At 55.8% G+C, this 4,045-nt stretch carries 6 protein-coding genes; 2 read left to right on the forward strand and 4 right to left on the reverse strand.

All coding sequences use genetic code 11. The features are described 5' to 3' along the window. Nucleotides 1-655 (reverse strand): DEAD/DEAH box helicase family protein (locus ABYV89_RS15035; RefSeq protein WP_432823750.1); only part of this gene is annotated, 655 nt, incomplete at its 3' end. 834 nt (nucleotides 656-1,489) lie between these two features. Between ABYV89_RS15035 and ABYV89_RS15040 the strand changes: the two genes are divergently transcribed. Further along, nucleotides 1,490-1,894, forward strand: coding sequence for an exosortase system-associated protein, TIGR04073 family (locus tag ABYV89_RS15040; protein ID WP_432823751.1), 405 nt, complete (start codon nucleotides 1,490-1,492; stop codon nucleotides 1,892-1,894). A gap of 146 nt (nucleotides 1,895-2,040) precedes the next feature. Here ABYV89_RS15040 and ABYV89_RS15045 read toward each other — a convergent pair whose 3' ends face one another. From ABYV89_RS15045 to crcB, 3 genes are read right to left on the reverse strand one after another with little or no spacing between them, the layout of a single operon-like run. Then, nucleotides 2,041-2,502, reverse strand: coding sequence for a TerB family tellurite resistance protein (locus ABYV89_RS15045; RefSeq protein ID WP_432823752.1), 462 nt, complete (start codon nucleotides 2,500-2,502; stop codon nucleotides 2,041-2,043). Nucleotides 2,503-2,505: 3 nt separating this feature from the next. Beyond that, nucleotides 2,506-2,835, reverse strand: a complete 330-nt coding sequence (locus ABYV89_RS15050; protein WP_432823753.1) for a DUF190 domain-containing protein — start codon at nucleotides 2,833-2,835, stop codon at nucleotides 2,506-2,508. A 10-nt stretch (nucleotides 2,836-2,845) separates the two neighbouring features. Further along, on the reverse strand, nucleotides 2,846-3,217 hold the full coding sequence (gene crcB / locus ABYV89_RS15055) for a fluoride efflux transporter CrcB (RefSeq protein ID WP_432823755.1): 372 nt from the start codon (nucleotides 3,215-3,217) through the stop codon (nucleotides 2,846-2,848). Between the two features lie 213 nt (nucleotides 3,218-3,430). On the opposite strand from crcB, the gene ABYV89_RS15060 reads away from it, so the two are divergent. Beyond that, nucleotides 3,431-4,045: RNA polymerase factor sigma-32 (locus ABYV89_RS15060; RefSeq protein ID WP_432823754.1), on the forward strand; the 615-nt coding region annotated here is incomplete at its 3' end.

Raw genomic sequence — 4,045 nt, forward strand, 5'->3', positions numbered from 1 at the left:
AGTTGATGGCGGTGAAGGTCTTTCCCGAACCGGTCGCCATCTGGATCAAAGCGCGGGGGCGGTTATCTTTCAAAGATGCTTCGAGGTTGGTGATCGCCTTGATCTGCGCCGGCCAGAGGCCCTCTTTTTTCAGCTCCGGCATTTGCTGAAGCCGAGCGAGAAAAGTCTGCGGTTGATGTTCCGCAGCCAGCTTTACCCCATAGAGGTCACCACTGACACCTTCCGTCGGTAGGGCGGCATCAAGCCAGACGGAGAGTGTTTCGGGGCGGTGGAAAGCGAAGATGTTTCGGGAGCGAGGTTCGGGGTCGAGGCCATTGGTAAATCGTGTTTCGACGCCGGTCGATTCGTAACAGAACGGCAATGGGTTGTGCCAGCGCGGCAAACCGGCAGGGAGCCCTTGGGTATAACGCGCTGACTGCACCTCGACCCCGGTCAGGGTGGTGCCGACCTTCTTTGCCTCGATCACCCCGGCAGCCTTGCCATCGACATAGAGCAGGTAATCGGCGAAACCGTGACCGGGGAGAGGAAACTCGCGGATCGCCACGCCACGCGACGCATGGATATGCGCCGCGCTGGCATCCTGCACCAGCCAACCGGCGGCCACAAGTAGTTCGTCAATTTTAAGCCTGGCTTCAGCTTCCGGTGCGGGCGTCATCTTTCCCCCTACCGAAAACACAAAACCGCCCGCTCGGCCAACGCCATAACGGACGGTCTAAAAATCCAGAGGATTTCTCTTTTGCATAGCATCTACTACCCTCCCCAAAAATCAAAACATAAACACCTCGGCAATCTAAACCATTTCAAGTGTGATGTAAATCATTCACACACCGCAGAATACGTATGGTCAGCATCAGCATTCTTTTAATCCTTGCTCCGGATCATCCTGACAAGCAAAGACGATGCGACACTCATGATTTCTCCGAATGCTCGTTACTGATCGAGAAGTTGTAATGATCAGCAGCGACATCTCCCTGCCTTGCTCGACACAGAAAAAACAATATCAGTTCAAAGGCTTATCGCCCCATAGAATAAAGATTAAAAAACATAATGTTCCCCATCCTGCAGCGCCATAACATTCAAGAAAAATCCTTCATATTGCTCTCCATATTCGGTATGCACAGGGACCAACCTTTTCGGGTTGAGACTTCTGACCTCCTCCCACCCACTCCACCGTCAACATCACCAACCAAACTCCATATCGACCATCCCCTTGAGCAGATAGCGCCGGTGCAGGGTCAGCAGGTGCCAGAAAAGGAGCATCCCGAGGGTTTCCATCTCCTGCCTGAGGACCGTTTTGTCAAACCGGTTGCGGTGCGTGTGAAGTTCCCAAGTCAGCGCCGACTTCCCGCTTCTTGTCTAACGGGGGCATGGTGAAGCCTGAGGCGAGCACACCATAATCGCCTTGCAGAGACCTTAACCCTTGCTATAATTACAAAAACCCATTGGACCACACCGCCGGCATCCTAGATCCACTACTCGGGAGGGACTCATGAGCAACCGTTTTTTTGTTATGGCAATACTGCTGACAATACTGCTGGCGGCTGCTGCAACTCCGGCTGTTGCCGTCCCGGTCGACAACAAGGATTACATCGACGAGGTGGTCGCACCGGAAACCTACCTGGAGAACGCTTCGTACAAACTGGTGCGCGGCATCACCAACATGGTCACCTCGCCGGCCGAGATCCCCAAGCAGATCGTCGTCACCACCAGGGATCGTGGCGCCATCGGGCCGGTGCTCGGGCTGTTCAAGGGGGTCGGCATGACGGTCATGCGAATCGGTTTCGGCGCCTGGGAAACGGTTTCGTTTCTGCTTCCCAACAGCCTGGAGGGCGATTTTGCCCCGATCCTCAAACCTGAATATGTTTGGAACACCTCGGAACCTACCCGCCGATAACCCCCCCAACAACAGAGGGGCCGCCCGATATTTCGGACGGCCCCTCTGTTATTTTCCTGCCGTTATTCCACCACCAGCGGCACAGACACAGCGCCGGGCGTTTGCCTGTCAGAATGCGAATCCGGATCAAAGATGCCGGACGCGTATTATTGCCCCACCTTCACCTCGGCCAGAACCTTGAGTTTGGCGTCGATCATCTGACGGTGGGAGAGGCGCAACAACTTGGTTACCTGGCGCATGAGATATTCTTCGTATTTGTCGAGCAGGCCATCGGCATAAACGATGCGCCAGAGAGACTCGATCAGTTCGACCTTTTCTTCGATGGTGAAATGCTCGTTGATATCACGGGCGAAGTGGTACAGGTCGAGGCTGGCGTGGCGCTCCCCGTGCCCCAGCTCAATCAGCTCGGCGACGGCCGCGGGCGGCAGGCCAAAGCGGTTCTGCAGCAGGTCTTCGATCAGCGCCGACTCAAACTCGTGAAATTCTTCGTCGGTGTGGGCCATTTCCAGCAGCAGGGCGCAGGTCGCCACCTGGATCCGTTCGTAGCGGTGAGCGGGCGTCGGCTCCTGCGCCCCCGGCCCAAGCATGTTTTTCAGCAGTTTAAGCATAGGTCAGCAATAACGAATGACCCTGGCTTTTTCCAGGGTAATCATCCCTCCCTTGAGCATGGTGTCTAAAAGCGGCAAAACCCCCTCGACCTTCTCCTGGCTGTCGACCACTTCGATCACCACCGGAAGATCAGAAGAGAGGCGCAACAGCTTGTCGGCATGGGTAACACCGTGGGCACCGAATCCCATGGCCCCTTTCAGAACCGTGGCCCCGGCGAAACCCTGCTGGTGAAAGAGTTCGACCAGGGCTTCATAGAGTGGCTTGCGCTGCCAGCGGTCGCTTTCCCCGACAAATATCCTCATCAGTGTCTGTTCTCCATCCAGTCTGGTCATGATACCCCCGTCACACCTGGCGCGCCAGAAAGATCCCCAGGGCGGCAAAAAGAAGACATACGACGACATTGAGCAGAATATTGGCGCCGGCCTGCAGCAGGCTCCCTTCTTCTATCAGCCGATAGGTTTCGAATGAAAAGGTTGAAAACGTGGTAAAGCCGCCCATGAAACCGACCGCAATCCCCATGCGCAGCTCCGGCGAGAGTAAAGAGCTGCGCAGGCTGCCCTCCATGACCAGGCCCAGCAGAAAGGACCCGAGGACATTGACAGCCAGGGTGCCGTAGGGCAACCCTCGCCCAAACAGGCTGTATGTCCAGCCCGCGACAAAATAGCGGGCCAGGCATCCCAGACCGCCAAAGAGTCCGATGTAAAGCACCTGCATCTGCGGCCCCTCCCCTTTCGGTACGATCTTCAACAGCGCCATTATCGGCATCCGCCGCAGACCTGTCAACCGCCATACCCTTAACCATCGCAAGTTCTGGCCATGGTGCCCCCTTGCGCACATGCATATTATTTGCTATATATGTTTAGCACTCACAAAACACGAGTGCCAATGCGTCGATATATATCGACTTTCCAAAGAGGACGAATATAGATGAGCTCTCACAGTCTGCCGCTTGTCATTGACGGTTTTGATCACTACATGGCCCAGGTCAAGCAGTTTGACCTGCTCAGCCGGGAAGAGGAATACGAACTGGCCAAACGCTATCGGCGGGATGGCGACCTGGAAGCGGCCCACCGGTTGACCTGCGCCAACCTGCGCTTCGTGGTCAAGGTGGCGATGGAATACCGCAACTACGGCATGAAACTGCTGGATCTGATTCAGGAAGGAAACATCGGCCTGATGATGGCCGTCAAAAAATTCGACCCGGAGCGCGGCATTCGTCTCATCTCTTATGCCGTCTGGTGGATTCGCGCCTATATTCAGAACTATATCGTCAAAACCTGGTCGCTGGTCAAAATCGGCACCACCCAGGCCCAGAAGAAACTTTTCTTCAAACTCAAGCAGACCCAGGCCGCCCTGCTGCGCCTGACCGGCAGGGAAGACCATGACGAATTGGCGCGGGAACTCGAGGTGCGCAACGAAGACGTTGAAGAGATGGTGACCAGAATGGCCGCCCGAGATACGTCGCTGAACGTCGACCTGGTTGAGGGTGAAAGCTTCACGCTGCTGGACACCCTGGAGGATGAGACCGACAACCAGGAAACC

Origin of the sequence: Trichloromonas sp. (genome assembly GCF_041583255.1) — a bacterium.
Taxonomy (GTDB): domain Bacteria; phylum Desulfobacterota; class Desulfuromonadia; order Desulfuromonadales; family Trichloromonadaceae; genus Trichloromonas.